General features: G+C 55.0%; 10 protein-coding genes. 2 read left to right on the top strand and 8 right to left on the bottom strand.

Translation table 11 applies throughout. The features are described from left to right. Nucleotides 1–42: 42 nt before the first annotated feature. The 4 genes from NST44_RS13280 to NST44_RS13265 form a co-directional block, all read right to left on the bottom strand. Nucleotides 43–612, bottom strand: a complete 570-nt coding sequence (locus NST44_RS13280; RefSeq protein ID WP_007127618.1) for a helix-turn-helix domain-containing protein — start codon at nt 610–612, stop codon at nt 43–45. A gap of 33 nt (nt 613–645) precedes the next feature. Beyond that, entirely contained in the window at nt 646–1614 is a 969-nt protein-coding gene (locus NST44_RS13275) for an NAD-dependent epimerase/dehydratase family protein (protein WP_007127617.1), read from the bottom strand. Between the two features lie 16 nt (nt 1615–1630). Next, nucleotides 1631–2821, bottom strand: a complete 1191-nt coding sequence (locus NST44_RS13270) for a glycine C-acetyltransferase (RefSeq protein ID WP_007127616.1) — start codon at nt 2819–2821, stop codon at nt 1631–1633. Nucleotides 2822–3067: 246 nt separating this feature from the next. Further along, nucleotides 3068–3970: a LysR family transcriptional regulator gene (locus tag NST44_RS13265; protein WP_007127615.1), complete on the bottom strand. Its 903-nt coding sequence runs from the start codon at nt 3968–3970 to the stop codon at nt 3068–3070. Between the two features lie 269 nt (nt 3971–4239). Here NST44_RS13265 and NST44_RS13260 point away from each other — a divergent pair, with 269 nt between their 5' ends. Next, on the top strand, nt 4240–5787 hold the full coding sequence (locus tag NST44_RS13260) for a methyl-accepting chemotaxis protein (protein WP_340899822.1): 1548 nt from the start codon (nt 4240–4242) through the stop codon (nt 5785–5787). A gap of 108 nt (nt 5788–5895) precedes the next feature. Here NST44_RS13260 and NST44_RS13255 read toward each other — a convergent pair whose 3' ends face one another. Both NST44_RS13255 and NST44_RS13250 read right to left on the bottom strand, forming a co-directional pair. Beyond that, a complete protein-coding gene (locus NST44_RS13255) occupies nt 5896–6978 on the bottom strand; it encodes a sensor histidine kinase (protein WP_028406076.1) in 1083 nt (360 codons plus the stop codon). Then, nucleotides 6975–7661, bottom strand: coding sequence for a response regulator transcription factor (locus tag NST44_RS13250; RefSeq protein ID WP_028406075.1), 687 nt, complete (start codon nt 7659–7661; stop codon nt 6975–6977). The genes NST44_RS13255 and NST44_RS13250 overlap by 4 nt, the downstream gene beginning before the upstream one ends. 156 nt (nt 7662–7817) lie before the next feature. On the opposite strand from NST44_RS13250, the gene NST44_RS13245 reads away from it, so the two are divergent. Then, a complete protein-coding gene (locus tag NST44_RS13245; protein WP_028406074.1) occupies nt 7818–9932 on the top strand; it encodes a multicopper oxidase family protein in 2115 nt (704 codons plus the stop codon). 88 nt (nt 9933–10020) lie between these two features. Here the strand turns inward: NST44_RS13245 and NST44_RS13240 are convergent, their stop codons facing one another. Further along, nucleotides 10021–11802: an ABC transporter ATP-binding protein gene (locus NST44_RS13240; protein ID WP_210095032.1), complete on the bottom strand. Its 1782-nt coding sequence runs from the start codon at nt 11800–11802 to the stop codon at nt 10021–10023. Between the two features lie 21 nt (nt 11803–11823). Next, entirely contained in the window at nt 11824–14325 is a 2502-nt protein-coding gene (gene uvrA / locus NST44_RS13235) for an excinuclease ABC subunit UvrA (RefSeq protein ID WP_144867520.1), read from the bottom strand. Nucleotides 14326–14383: the final 58 nt, after the last annotated feature.

The raw sequence follows: 14383 nt of genomic DNA, 5'->3' as shown, positions 1-14383 counted from the left end.
GGATACGCCTCGGCACTTGAGGCTTTCCCGCTCTCAGGCCGCTTATCCGCGTGCCGCGGCATCCGCATAGAAAATAATCGTATAAAATTTCGTAATCTCGTTCCCCGGGTTCCGGTAACGGTGGGGACGATTGGCCGCGAAATGCACGGAGCTTCCCGCAGGCACCGTATAGCATTCGTCCTCCCGCCAGAGCTCGAGCTCTCCCTGGTGGACAAATATATATTCCTCAACGCCGTCGTTATGCGCTTCCGATCCATGATCGCAGCCGGGATCCATGATGACCATATACGACTCGAATTTGGTGCGAAGGTTGTAGGAGAACAACGGATGCACCCGGTACGCGCCTTCTGCCTCATGGAAAGGCTCCACATCCTCAGGCGATACGACCGTCACCTCGGTCTCCGCTTCCTCAATCAGCGTCGTGAATGATATCCCCAGACCGCTTACGATGCGCCATAACACCGATATCGTCGGGTTCGAATCCCCCCGCTCGATCTGGCCGAGCATTGCTTTGCTTACGCCGGTCAGCTCCGATACATTGTCCAGGCTAAGGCTCCTCGATTTTCGAATGGCTTGTAAATTTCTCCCTACCTTTTTATGAATGGGTTCCAATCGTACAATATCCTCCTTCGGTACCTAAAACGGCTAGCTGATTTTGCTCTGATCCGCCCGCAGCTTTTCCGTAAGCTTTGATACCATATCATCCGTCATGCGGTTCAAATCATATTGTACATCAAATCCCCATTCTTCGCGTGCGCAAGTTGCATCAATCGCGTCCGGCCATTCGTTCGCAATGGACTGGCGGACCGGATCGACCTGATAATCCAGCTTAAAGTCCGGGATATGCCGGCGGATGCTGGCAGCGATCGATTCAGGCTCAACGCTCATCGCCGTCACATTAAAGGCGTTCCGGTGCTTCAGCCGGGAACCGTCTGCCTCCATCAGCGTTATGATCGCGGATATGGCATCCGGCATATACATCATGTCGAGGTACGTTCCTTTCGCGATATAGGAGGTGTATGAGCCGCTGCGAACCGCTTCCCAATACATGTCGACCGCGTAATCGGTCGTTCCTCCTCCAGGTGGCGCGGAATGGGAGATTAGCCCTGGAAAACGGAGTCCCCTCGTGTCCACGCCGTATTTATGATGGTAATAATCGCACAGCAGCTCGCCAGACACTTTGCTGACTCCGTACATCGTCAGTGGACGCTGCAGCGTATCCTGCGGGGTCGCACGCTTCGGGGTATCCGCCCCGAAGGCTGCGATCGAGCTCGGTGTAAAGAACTGGCATGACAACGCCCGTGCCGTCTCCAGCGCGCTCAACAGGCCTCCCATATTCAGATTCCAGGCAAGCGCCGGGTTCGATTCCGCCCGCGCTGACAACAGAGCCGCCAGATGGATTATTGTATCCGCTCGAAACTCTTTAGCCGCGTCATAGAACGCCTTGCTGTCCGTGACATCCAACAGCCTGAACGGTCCGCTCTGCACCGCCTCGCTTTGCGATTGACGAATATCCGTTGCCAGCACGGCTTCGTCGCCGTATATTTGCCGCAGCTTCACGATCAGGTCCGAACCGATCTGACCGAGTGCACCCGTGACCAAGATTCGTTTCATGAATCATGCCTCCTTCTTAGATCAGACCAAGCTCGCGTCCGATGGATTCGTATGCCGCAAGCGCGCGGTCCAGCATTTCCTTCGTATGGATCGCGGTAGGCATGTTGCGTACTCTCCCCGTCCCTTTCGGCACCGTCGGGAACACGATCGCTTTGGCGTACACTCCCTCTTCGTAGAGACGGGTGCTGAACTTCTGAGTCGTCGATTCGTCCCCGATGATGCAAGGCGTAATCGGGGTTTCCGTAGCGCCGGTCGAGTAGCCGAGCTGCCGGAGCCCTTCCTGCAAATAGCGGGTATTTTCCCATAGCTTCGATTGAAGCTCCTTGCTGTTCTGAAGGATATCTATCGCCGTAATGCACGCTGCAACTGCACCTGGAGGCAGTGCGGTCGAGAAGAGGAACGGCCGGCTGCGGACCTTGAGCCAGTCGATCAAATCCCTGGATCCCGCGACGTAACCGCCGACCACGCCGACAGCCTTGGACAGCGTTCCGATCTGCAGATCAACCCGGTCCGACAACCCGAAATGCTTCACCGTCCCCGCTCCGTCCCCGAGCACGCCGGAGCCATGGGCATCGTCAACATAAGTAATGAGATCATAGGCCTCCGCGATTTCCACGATTTCCGGCAGCTTGGCGATATCGCCGTCCATGGAAAATACGCCGTCGGTAATAACCATAATTTTATTGTATTGCCCGGATTCTCTCGCCTCGCGGGCTTTTGTCCGCAAATCATCCATATCCGAGTGGTTGTAGCGAATCACCTTCGCTTTCGTCAGACGGCAGCCGTCGATGATCGAAGCATGGTTCAGCTCATCCGAGAGAATGGCATCCCCGGCTCCCATCACAGCCGAAATGGCCGCCATATTGCAGTTGAACCCGGATTGGTACGACAGCACGGCTTCCGTTCCTTTGAACTGGGCCAGCTTCTCTTCAAGCTCCACGTGAAGCGACAGCGTCCCGTTAATGCTGCGCACGGCGCCGCTTCCTGTTCCAAACTCCCGGGTTGCCCGGATTGCCGCTTCCTTCAGCCGCTCGTCATTGGCAAGGCCCAAATAATTGTTGGAGGACAAATTCACGAATTCGCGTCCTTGAATCTTGATGACCGGACCGTTCGGACTTTCGAGCGGCTGGATCGTATTATAGAGCCCCTGCTCCTTGAGTTCGGTTAAATTCTGCTGCAAGAAAGCGCTTAACGAGTGACTTGCCATATAAATTCCCTCCTAAATGGATGATGAATCTGAAACGATCCTATCAATTACAACTTCATTGTATGCAAAACCTCACATATATGCAATATCTCGCACAAATATATGTTATATTAGACTACGAAATAAAAAATCCCCCGTGCCATGATCAAAAAAGACAAAGCGTCTTTCCTATCATTACCCCGGAGGATGCTTTCAGATATATTATGGATTCGAGATCAGCTATGACAGCCCTGTGCGAAAGCCCGGTCAATCGGCAATCGCCGCATGCAGAGCCTCCACATAGGCCGTGGCCAGCTTGGAGAGCGCGATATTTTTATGATGAATCCAGCCGACGTTGATCGTCTCATCGCACGCCAGAGGAACGGGAATGATCTCGTTGCCGTTCAAATCCGCGCTGAGCACGCCCGTGGAAATCGTATAGCCGTTCAGGCCGATCAGCAGATTGAACAAAGTTGCACGGTCGTTGACCCGGATGCTTTTTTTATGCGACAACGTGCTCAGAATCTCCTCGGAGAAATGGAAGGAGTTGTATTCCCCCTGCTCGAAGGACAGGTACGGATAATGCTGCAGCTCTTCGATCGTGACGATGGACTGCTTGGCAAGCGGGTTATGGACGCTGATAAAAATATGCGGCTTCGCTGTGAACAGGCTGTTAAACTCTAAACCGGCGTCCTTCAGCAGCTTGTTGATGACCTTGGCATTAAATTCATTAAGGTACAGGATTCCGATCTCGCTGCGGAAGGTCTTCACATCCTGAATGATTTCATAAGTCTTCGTCTCACGGAGCGCAAGCTCGTACTCCTCCTGTCCGTACTCCTGAACCAAATGGACGAAGGCATTCACGGCAAAAGCATAATGCTGCGTCGACACCGAGAAATGCTGCGGTGACGGCTTGGCGTTCAGGTACCTTCCCTCCAGCAGCTCCGCCTGCTCGACGACCTGCCGGGCATATCCTAGGAACTCGGCCCCTTCCTTGGACAGGATGATTCCTTTGTTCGTCCGTTCGAAAATGGTTATCCCAAGCTCCTCCTCCAGGTCCTTGATCGCATTGGACAGACTGGGCTGAGAGATAAACAAACGCTTGGCCGCCTCATTCATCGAGCCCCGGCCCGCAACCTCTATCACATACTTCAATTGCTGCAATGTCACCCTAGATCTCCCCCTTCTAACACCGGACTTTAACGCTGATCTTTTACATGTTCACGAAGGACCAATGGCATAAAATTTTATTTTTTGAGCCATGCGGCCGATAACATAATTACAAGAAATCTTTAAAATTTAAGCTGTATATTTTAAGTCCAGAATTCTTGATCTGAAGAAAAGCACTTCCTCTGCGCCATTGTACTTATCCCAAGCACAGGTATACGCAGAACCTACTATTGCACCCTGCCAAATGAAAAGGAGTCCGATCCCTGCCCATGATGAACCGTAAGAACAAACTTATGAATGCCGTATCGCTAGCTATTATCGGAATTACCGCTATTGTACATCTTCTAGCCCGCAGGTTCCATGTGTTCGACCAAAACATGCACGCCCAGGAGATGCTCTCCTCTGCCCAAATGGAAGGCCAATTCGGAGCCATCCTGAACGTGCTGCTTGTTTTGCCTGCACTGCTGCTGGCGGTTACGCTCGTCATTTACAGCCGCAAGCCGGACCACCCGAGTATTCCCTATATGCATACCTTAGTCCTAACCCTTGGCAGCATCTCGATCATTGCCGGCGCAGGGGGGCATGTCGAATTTCACTTTTCCATCTTCATGGTGATCGCGGCCCTCTCTTACTATAAAAATATAAAGCTCATCTTCTGCATGACCGGCATATTTGCCGCGCAGCATATTCTCGGGTTTCTTCTTATTCCGGAGCTTGTGTTTGGAACGACGAGCTATTCCTTGACGATGCTGATCATTCATGCGGTATTTCTCATTCTTACCTCGGCTGCAACCAGCTGGCAAATTCACAGCACTCTGCGGATCGAAGCATCCTTGAGAGAGGCGCAGCATCAGCAGCGTGCAGCGATGATGAATGACATCACGTCTAAGCTGGCCGACTCCACCCGCCAATTGAAGGAGACCGCTGAGCGGCTGGCCGGGCAATCCAGGCAAAGCACCGGACTAAGTCAACATCTGGGGAAGATCATCGAGGACATTGCTCATGGAACGAGGGAACAGATGGCTGCGATGGAGCAAAACCGTGCCATCATTCTCGAAATTGGCGGAAGCATCCGCCATGCGGCAGCATCGGCGTCGGAAGCCGCCGGGTCCTCCGAGGAATCCGCGCGACAGGCGGAATTCGGCAGTCATATCATCGGCAATATTTTATCCGAAATCAAGAATACCGGTCACTCGGTCGACCAAAGCCGGAATACGTTGATGGTGCTGAACCGGCACGTCTCCCGAATCGGTGATATTCTCGAGGTAGTCCGAGGCATTGCAAGCCAAACCCATCTCCTGGCATTAAACGCGTCGATTGAGTCGGCAAGAGCCGGGGAAGCTGGCAGGGGATTTGCCGTCGTTGCCGGCGAAGTACGTAAGCTCGCCGAGCAATCCTCGGCCTCTGTCGGCGAAATCACCGAACTGATTGACAGCATACATAGGGAAACCGCCGATCTGCTCGGCAGCATCGGCCAAGTCCACGACAATATGAGCTCGGGAGTACAGGTCGTCGATCAGGCGAGGGCCTCGTTTGATGTCATCCACCATGCCGTGAAACAGTCTTCCGACCAGATGAAGGAAATATCCGCCGCGACGCAGCAGTTGTCCGCCGGCTCCGACCGGATGAATCATTCGATTCAAGAAATGACCCGTTTTACGAACGATACGGCCGCCCACGCTCACGACATCGTCGAAGCTTTCCAAGAGCACGCCGCATCCATCCGGCAGGTGTCGGATGCCGCGGATCTTATGGCAGCGCTGGTCACGGACTTGAACGGCATCATGGACCAGTTGGCGAAAGAGGCGACCGATTAAATGCCTCATTCGCCTGCCAAGGCTTTGAACGCTTTCAGTACATAAAAGAAGAGACCGCTTCGTGGTCTGCAGCCCATCTATTCCCGTGTTGTAGGTGGGCTGTTTTTTTCATCCTAATGGAAGTTTTACCGTAAACTCGGAGCCGACCCCCACTTCGCTCCGTACCTGGATGCTTCCCCCATGGACTGAAACGATCTGATGTGCAATCGACAGTCCGAGCCCTGAGCCACCGGCGATTCTTCCTCTTCCGGCATCGGCGCGATAGAACCGGTCGAACAAATGCGGAATCGCTCCCTCCGGAATTCCGGATCCGGTATCGGTGATCGAAATCGAGACGCAATCATGAATGATCTGCATGCAGACCGTAATCTTCCCGCCTTCCCGCGTATGTCTTAGCGCATTCGTCAATAAATTCAGAAACACCTGCTTTATCCGTATAGGATCCAGACATACCGTCGGCATATCTTCGTTACAAGATACGGCCAGACTAACCCCATATTCATCCGCTTCCGGCTGCACCAGCTCAATCAGCTCCTCCATAAGCATAGGCAAGTTCGTTGGTTCTTTGTTTAATATAAGCTCTCCGGCTTCCGCCGTATTCAGCAACTGCAGTTCATCCACTAGCCTGATCAGCCGCAGCACTTCATCATGCACGGAGAGCAGCGCTTCCGGCTTAACGGTCCCTTGAGACTGCTGAATCAGCTCGAGCTTGGATTGAATGATCGCCAGCGGCGTCCTAAGCTCATGCGCTACATCCTCAACAAGGCGCTTTCGATTATCCATCAAGTCGCGGAGCTGGGTCGTCATCGAATTAAATGCCTCGCCGACCTGACCGTATTCATCGGCCCGTTCAATCGGGACTTCGGTGGCAAGCTCACCGCCCGCTACCCGGCGCATGACGCGTATCAGCTTGTTCAAGGGATTCATGATTAGCCCAGAAAGCCAGTAGCCGAGGATCAATGCCGCTCCCGCAATAAACAAAGTCATGTTGAAGGCCTTGATCTTCATCTCTGCGAGGATATACTGGCTTACCCCCTCCAAAGAGATCATTCCTTCATTGCTTCCACCGCCATCCGTGTAATATCGGGCGAATAGGCTACCCAGGTAACCTTGCGTCGTCCCGATATAGGCCGCACTGACAAGGACTACCAGGACGCCCATCGCCAAAAAGATTTTGCCCCGCACACTCATCCTTCTTCACCGAACCTGTATCCGAATCCGTACACCGTCTGAATATATTTCATCCGCTCCGGATCATTCTCCAGCTTTTTCCGAAGCTTGCTGATATGGGAGTCCAGCGTGCGTTCATAATTCATGAAATCATCGTCCATGGCGGCTTTTATTAACTGCAGCCGGCTGAAAACGACGCCTGGTCTTGAAGCCAGTGTCAGCAAAATTTTAAACTCGGTCGGGGTCAGGGGAATGAGTGCGCCGTTTCTTGTAACCTGGCACTTGGTCAAGGAAATACGAAGATCTCCCCGCTCAAGGTCGGCCGGTTCGTCGTTTCTCGGATCGATTCTCCGAAGCAATGAACGGATCCGGGAGGCAAGCTCCCGCAAACTAAAGGGCTTGGTCATATAATCATCCGCCCCCAGCTCCAGGCCGATAATTTTATCCGTTTCCTCCGTTTTGGCCGTTACCATAATAATGCCGCAAGAGCTGACCTGTCGTAACTCCCTGCAAACGTCAATGCCGCTCTTACCCGGAAGCATCCAGTCAAGGACTACGATCGCGGGCCGTTCCCTGCGTGCGGCTTCCACCGCGTCAAGACCATTGGTAACTGCGTATACGAGGAAGCCTTCGGCCTCTAAATATTGCTTCATCGACTCGAGCATCGCCTTTTCATCCTCTACTATCATAAGTTTCGTTTCCATAAGCATAATTTCTCCTCATTCGTTTGTAGCCATTATAACCCGGATATGGCCATAAAAAGTGCTCTTACACATAATCAAAAGATCGTTTCCACAAGTTCTACACAATCGGACGGTAAACTGGTTACATCAATGAAAAGGCGAAGGAGAATTGAACTTATGAGAACTTGGATTATGATTGAATACGGAATCACAATCGCTCTTGTGCCGCTCTGGTGGCTGGTCTATTCCCGAGCTCGACATGTGCTTGACCATAACACTTCGGAATCGTTCCATACCCATCTGCGCAGCCTGCGATTCCGGTTATGGCCGGCCGTCTGCTTGACCACGGTCAAGCTAGCCGCAACGATTCGGATGTGGATGACCGACTGGTCCTTCGTCGAAGACAAGGTGCTGATCCAGTGGCCGCTGTACCTATGCGGCATGTTCGCCATTTTCATGTTCTCGCTTCCGGAACTCTATCGGCGCGAACAGCTCGCCTTCTCTTCCACGAAGGGGAGAGCGGGAGGGCTATCTAATCCCATCATATTCCTGCCGTTTTCGGCAGCATTTACCGCATCCGCAGCTTCCGCGATCCAAATGCTGTTCTTCGCGCAATCCCCGCTACGATTCGGGACGTTATATGGGGTTTGGGCAGGGTTTGGTCTTGCGGTTGCTTTCCAAGCCTTCACTTATCGAAGGCACCTGAATCGTCAAGCCGCAGGCGGAAAGTTAGCCAGGCAAGAAAACTCAGGGAAACGGTTCCTCCGCATGGTCCAAAAGGGCTTGGTGCTTCTTGTTGTCGTCTCGACGATCGTTGCATCCGGCCTGCTATCATCCAGACTTCCGGATCGGATGAGCATGATGGATCACGGTAGCCAAAGCTCCCATGGAGGCCACGCCAATGCAAGCCACAATCTTGCAGGTCTCGATCATGCAGACTCGCCTGTGTCTGCGGCTGTAATGAGCCCGGAAGCCGTCAGCGTCGAGGACCTGAGAGGTCCGCAAGATGCGCCGCCGGACCGCTCTTTTACAATATCAGCGTCAAAGCTGATAACAACGCTTCCCACCGGAGAACATACGGAACTCTGGACCTTCAATCAAACCGTCCCGGGACCAGAGCTTCGAGTAAAGGAAGGTGACCTGGTCGAAGTCGTATTGCACAACGTTGATATCGAGGATGGCGTCACCATCCACTGGCATGGCCTGAATGTCCCGAACGGCGAAGACGGCGTAGCGGGGCTGACGCAAGATGCTGTGATGCCGGGAGAACGGTTCGTTTACCGTTTCATTACCAATCAGACGGGAACTTACTGGTATCATTCGCATCAACAATCCTCGGTTCAAGTTGCCAAAGGACTCTACGGCACGCTGATCATCGAACCGAAGGAAGGTATCGCGGAGGATGTCGATATGACCGTCATGTCCCACTCTCACGGGACGAGCAACGGCAGCACGATTACGCTGGGTCCCACTGGCGTGCTGTCGCGCCGGATCATTGAACCGGGTACGGCCGTCCGTATCCGGCTCATTAACGCCCATAACATGCCGCGTATTTTTTACGTATCGGGGGCGCGGTATCGAGTAGCCGCCATAGACGGGGTCAATCTGAACGGACCGGAATGGATGGAAGACCGGCCGCTTCTGCTTGCCGCCGGCGGAAGGTATGATCTCGCCTTGGTCATGCCGGAGCATGCCGTTTCGGTGTCGCACAGCCTGGGTACGATCAACGAAACCAGCGAGGCCGTTGTCCTCTCGGCCACGGATCACGACATGCCGGCTCCCGGGGTTGAGGGAACGATCTTTGACCCTGCACACTATGGCGCTCCGGCGCCGGTTCCCTTTGATTCCGACACGAAATATGACAAGGCGTTTACGCTGGTACTGGACAATCGGGTTGGATTTTATAACGGAACCATGACCAATTTACAGACGATCAATGGGTATGTCTTTCCGGATACGCCCTCGCTGATGGTAAGTGAAGGCGATGTCGTCAAAATGAAATTCGTCAATCGCGGATTCATGGATCACCCGATGCATCTGCACGGCCATCACCTATTGGTGCTGAGCCGGTACGGCATACCGGTTCAGGGCAGTCCGTGGTGGACCGATTCCTTGAACGTAGCCCCAGGCGAAGTGTATGAAGCCGCTTTTGTTGCGGATAATCCCGGACTCTGGATGGATCATTGCCACAACCTGGAACACGCCGCGGCAGGGATGTCCATGCACCTCATGTACGAGGGAGTCTACACTCCATTTGAAATCGGCCGGTCTACGGTCAATATCCCTGAATGATGTGTGACAAAGTACGCGGAGGCAGTGAAAAACCCTTCCGGGAGCAGTGCCTAAAGGCTTGCTCTTGGAAGGGTCATTTCAGCGTTCTCTATTGTTCTCCCGTCTGAAACTGCTTCTTGGCCCATTCCGCATACGACGGATGGCTGTCAAGCAGCTCCTCGTGGGTTCCGCTGCCGGTAACCCTGCCGTGCTCCAGCACGATGATCTGATCAGCCGCGACTACGGTGGACAGCCGGTGGGCGATCACAACCGTTGTCCTCTCGATCATCAGGTTGCCAAGCGCCTTCTGCACCTCATGCTCAGAGTCGCTGTCCAGACTTGCGGTCGCCTCGTCGAGCAGCAAAATATCCGGTTGCCGGAGCAACGCTCTCGCGATCGCCACGCGCTGCCGCTGCCCGCCGGACAGCTGAATCCCCCGCTCGCCGACCTCCGTCTCGTATCCCCGCGGAAGCGACTCGATGAAACCTTGGGCATAAGCAAGCCTTGCCGCTTCCGCTACCTCTTCATCCGTCACCGGCTCCTCGCGCCCGTACACGATGTTATCCCGGATGGACCCGGTCATGAGCGGGCTGTCTTGGGATACGTAACCGATCTTGCGCCGCCAGGAGTCCAGTGAGTAGTCCCGGATCGATTCCGAGCCGAAGACGATATCTCCGCCGCTTGGCGCATAGAAGCGCTCGATCAGCGAGAATATCGTCGTCTTCCCGCTCCCGCTCGGCCCGACAAGGGCCGTAACCTTTTTGGCAGGAATGGAAAAGGTCACCTCGGACAGGATCGTCTCGCCTTCATGGTAGGCAAACGTCACATCCTCAAAGCGCAAGTCGCGGTGCCCCTCGGGTGCCGGGCGAACGGCACGGTCGTCCCCTTCCGACCGGTATTCCAGAATCAGCCGCAGCCGTTCCGTAGCGGCCATCACCTTTTGCAGTTGAGAATAGAATGTCGCAAACTGGCTGAAAGGAAACATGATCTGGAACAGCAGCAGGATGAACGACACCAGCTCTCCGGCGCTAAGCGCGCCGGAAGAGACGCGAACGCCGCCGTAGCCGATAATGACCACGAGCAGCACAACCATCACCATGGACATCAGGGGAACAAGCACCGCGTTGATTTTGGCTTCCTTCATGCCGAAGCGGTACAGGCTGTCCATATCGCCGAAGCCGCTTTTCTCTTCCTTCCGTTCCGCATTGGACGCCTTGACGAGGCGGATCTCGCTGATGACCTGGGTCAGCATCGCGGAAAGCTGGGCAAGCTGCCCGTACATGCTGATGGAGATTTTGTACATTTTTCCGCCGATGGGCATCAGGATGCCGAAACCTACGGGCACGGCCACCAGGATGATCAGCGTCATCTGCCAATCCAGATAGAAGAGAATGGCCACCGCGCCGATCACCGTCAGCAGATTGGAGCAGAAGGCGATAAGGTGATCGGTGATCAACGTCTTGATCTCGTTCGTATCATTCGTTACCCGGCTCATGGTTTCGGCCGAGCGGTGACGGTCAAAGAACGGGACCGGCAGCGACAGCACCTTGGTCCAGAGCCGTTTGCGGATTTTATTGACCATCTGGTTGCCGACGTATGCCAGCATGTAGTAGGACAGTCCGCTGGCTACAGCTTCAAGCAGGAAGAGCGCAGCCAGCGACGCGACCATGCGCAAATCGAACGAATCCGTCGAGAAGCTGTCAATGAATCGGCCGGTGATGAGCGGGACGACCAGTCCCGTCACCGCCCCGACCAGGCTCAGCAGGATCGCTGCCGCAAGCACCAGCCTCGGCATGCCTGCAGCCTGCAGCAGTCCGGTAAAATACCGGACGGTGGTCCTCGTTACTTTGCCTTTCTCTTCCGCAGCGTTTTGTTCTGTTCCGATTCCCATGTCAGATTCCTCCTCCCAAGGTTAAGACAGATACGTTTCCTTGATAAACCGGCCGGTATGCGAGGCTTCGACTGCCGCAACCTCCTCCGGCGTGCCGCTGGCTACCACGTCTCCGCCGGCTGCCCCGCCGCCCGGCCCGATATCGAGAATCCAGTCGGAGTTCCAAATCAGATCGAGATTATGCTCCACGAGTATCACGGTATTTCCCGCATCGACCAGACGGTTCAGCAGGACCAGCAGCTGCTTCACATCCCCCGGATGAAGACCGGTAGACGGCTCGTCGAGCAGGTACAGCGTATGATTTTTCGTTTTCTTGCTGAGCTCCTTCGCCAGCTTGATCCGCTGTCCTTCTCCGCCCGAGAGGGTGCGAACCGACTGCCCCCACTTCAGGTAACCAAGGCCCACGTCGCAGAGCAGCCTGGTCAAATCCATGATTTTCGGCTGGTCTTCCAGAACGGACAAGCTTTCCTCCACCGTCATATCCAGCAGATCGGAGATGGAGAAGCCGTTGTATGTCACGCGGAGCACCTCTTCCTTGAAGCGTTTCCCCTTGCAATCCGGGCAGCGAACCTCGATCTCCGGCAGAAAATGCATGTGCAGCGGGACGACGCCCAAGCCCTGGCATGTCTCGCATCGGCCGCCCTGGGTGTTGAAGGAGAAGTGCTTGGCCGTCAACTTGTTCCGTTTGGCTTCCGGCAGCCCGGCGAACCAGTTCCGAATATGGGTGTACACATCGGTATATGTGGCCACGTTCGAGCGCTGCATGCGGGATACCGGAGATTGATCGACGGTGATCAGCTGGCCAACCGCCTCCCACCCTGTTATTTCTTTACATCCCGGCGGCGTCTTCCGCTCGCTTCCCGATTCGGCCAAAAGATCGAACAGCAGCGTGGATTTGCCCGAGCCCGATACGCCCGTTACGGAGATCAGCGTGCCGAGCGGGAAGGAGGCCGTAATATGCTTCAGGTTTCTCAGATGCGCGTCATGGATCGTCAGCATGCTTCCGTTGCCGCGTCTGCGCCGCGGCGGCTTCTGTGCATCGTTCTCGCGGAAATACGCTCCGGTCACGGAGGCCGGCTGTTCCATCAACTGCGCCAGCGTTCCCTGTCCGACAACGGTTCCGCCCATCGCTCCCGCACCAGGTCCAATATCGATAATATGGTCGGCAGCCCGCATCACGTCCTCGTCATGCTCGATCACGAGCACCGTATTGCCCAGATCCCGCAGCTGCTTCAGCACCTGAATCAAGCCGCGGGTATCCTTCGGATGCAGTCCGGTGGTCGGCTCATCCAGAATATACAGCACGCCCGTGAGACCCGAGCCGAGAATGGATGCGAGCCGAAGCCTCTGCGCCTCGCCCCCCGACATCGTGATGACCTGCCGGTCCATCGTCATATAGCCGAGACCGACATCGATGATGCGCTTCAAGCGGACAATCGAATCATGAATGAGCGGCTCAACAATGAACAGCTGGTCGCTGCTCAGCTTCTTCATGAGCGCTTCCATCCAATGGAGGGCCTCGCCGATGGACCAGGCGTTCACTTCCGTGATCGGCGTTCCGTCGACCAGTACGCGTCTGCTGTTCGCCTTCAGCTTCGTGCCTAGGCAATCCGGACAGACGGATTCATGGAATAATGCGGCCTCGCCGGATTCGCTTCCTTTCTCCCGGTACCTTCGCCATATGCCGGTCACGACGCCTTCGAACTTCCCCTGTCCGACCGACTTCGGCGGCTTAACGTCCGGGAAATGGCGGCTGAACGCCTCGCTCTCCACGCCGTAATAGAGGAGGTCCCGCTGGGCTTCGCTGTAATCCCGGAGCGGCAAATGCTCGTCAAACGTGAAGCCGTAGTGCTTCGCCGCGGCCTTCAGAATGTTCGTGTTGTAATCGATAAGCACGCTGTACCAGATGGTGACCGCGCCATCGCGCAGGCTGAGCTCCGGTCGGAACACCGCTTCCAGGTTTAAATCCACGGTGTGACCGAGCCCGCTGCAGGTGCCGCATGCACCTTCCGGCTTGTTAAAGGAAAAATGGGACATCGTCAGCTTCTCCATGGCATGTCCGCATCGCCTGCAGTGAACCGTCTCATAGGAGTCTGTGGCCTCGTCGTCCTCCGAAGCGCCGTGGTACGACTCGCCTTCGACATTCGGCACGACGGTATCGCCGCAGGACGGGCATTTCCGCTCACCCAGCTTGGCATACAGAATCCGCAGCAGCGTGTAGATGTCTGTCACCGTTCCGATCGTGGAGCGCGGGTTCCGGTTCGTGATGTGCTGGCCTACGCTGATGGAAGGCGAGAGCCCTTCGATCGCGTCCACCTTCGGCTTGCTTACCGAATCCGACACCATGCCCATGGATTCCATGTATTGCCGCTGACATTCACGTTGAAGCGTGTCCATCGCCAGCGTCGACTTGCCTGAGCCGGATGGGCCGGTTACGACGACCAGCTGGTATTTCGGAACTTCCAGGGAGATGTTTTTCAGATTGTTTTCTCTTGCGCCGCGAATTTTGATGGATCCGTTCATGATAACCTCCTAAAAGTTTTGTGGAGCATATGCTTCGAAGGAGTTACATCGCAACAAA

Source organism: Paenibacillus sp. FSL W8-0919, from assembly GCF_038003785.1.
Taxonomy (GTDB): Bacteria; Bacillota; Bacilli; order Paenibacillales; family Paenibacillaceae; genus Paenibacillus_AQ; species Paenibacillus_AQ lactis.
The sequence above is the reverse complement of the archived record's forward strand: the minus strand, read 5'-3'. Positions and strand labels throughout refer to the sequence as shown.

What these genes read in the sequence shown, in the direction of transcription:
- NST44_RS13275 (WP_007127617.1), bottom strand. Translation starts at nt 1,614, where the DNA reads ATGAAACGAATCTTGGTCACGGGTGCACTCGGTCAGATCGGTTCGGAC.
- NST44_RS13270 (WP_007127616.1), bottom strand. Translation starts at nt 2,821, where the DNA reads ATGGCAAGTCACTCGTTAAGCGCTTTCTTGCAGCAGAATTTAACCGAA.
- NST44_RS13260 (WP_340899822.1), top strand. Translation starts at nt 4,240, where the DNA reads ATGATGAACCGTAAGAACAAACTTATGAATGCCGTATCGCTAGCTATT.
- NST44_RS13255 (WP_028406076.1), bottom strand. Translation starts at nt 6,978, where the DNA reads ATGAGTGTGCGGGGCAAAATCTTTTTGGCGATGGGCGTCCTGGTAGTC.
- NST44_RS13250 (WP_028406075.1), bottom strand. Translation starts at nt 7,661, where the DNA reads ATGGAAACGAAACTTATGATAGTAGAGGATGAAAAGGCGATGCTCGAG.
- NST44_RS13245 (WP_028406074.1), top strand. Translation starts at nt 7,818, where the DNA reads ATGAGAACTTGGATTATGATTGAATACGGAATCACAATCGCTCTTGTG.
- NST44_RS13240 (WP_210095032.1), bottom strand. Translation starts at nt 11,802, where the DNA reads ATGGGAATCGGAACAGAACAAAACGCTGCGGAAGAGAAAGGCAAAGTA.
- uvrA (WP_144867520.1), bottom strand. Translation starts at nt 14,325, where the DNA reads ATGAACGGATCCATCAAAATTCGCGGCGCAAGAGAAAACAATCTGAAA.